This window comes from Prevotella lacticifex (assembly GCF_019973375.1).
In the GTDB taxonomy this organism is placed as follows: domain Bacteria; phylum Bacteroidota; class Bacteroidia; order Bacteroidales; family Bacteroidaceae; genus Prevotella; species Prevotella lacticifex.
This window is the reverse complement of record NZ_BPTV01000009.1, coordinates 1-553: the sequence shown is the minus strand read 5'-3', so window position 1 is coordinate 553 and position 553 is coordinate 1. Positions and strand designations below refer to the sequence as shown.

Genomic DNA, 553 nt, shown 5'->3' with positions numbered 1-553 from the left:
CTCCCAAACGGATGCTCCTACTTCGAAGAGTGAATATAAGGCAACAATTGCACCGGCAACAGCCACAAACCTATACAGTAAAAGGAATGAGCGAATTTGAACGCCGGAGAACTAAAACTTCATCGAATCTCAACTCCGGATACTCAAAAGCATCGTGGTTATCAGTATAAAACCGGAAAAAATCAGTTAATTTGAACTCCGTAGTACTATAAACAACTTCATTTTATCAGTATTCTTTTTTTTTTGGGCTAATAATGAGCAAATAATCTATCAAACTTCAACTCCGGAGTATTAAAATTGTTGCGTTTATCGGTAAAGGCAAAAGGAATCACCAATTTAAACTCCAGAGTACTACAACGATGCCGTTTTATCGGTATTCCAATTTGTTTTTTTTTGTTTTTTTTTGCTAAAGTGAGCTAAAAATCCATCAAATTTCAACTCCAGAGTAATCAATTTACAGTTAAATCGCGTGAAAGATTTTGCTGATGAGAGGAGGAAATCCATCAGAACAAAAAAACTACTTCTATAATTACCTGAAGGCATCGAAGTGGTG

At 35.6% G+C, this 553-nt stretch carries 1 protein-coding gene; it reads right to left on the bottom strand.

The window, feature by feature from the left end; all coding sequences use genetic code 11:
- Window positions 1-351: 351 nt before the first annotated feature.
- Window positions 352-553 (bottom strand): hypothetical protein (locus LDN30_RS16660; RefSeq protein ID WP_223930253.1); only part of this gene is annotated, 202 nt, incomplete at its 5' end.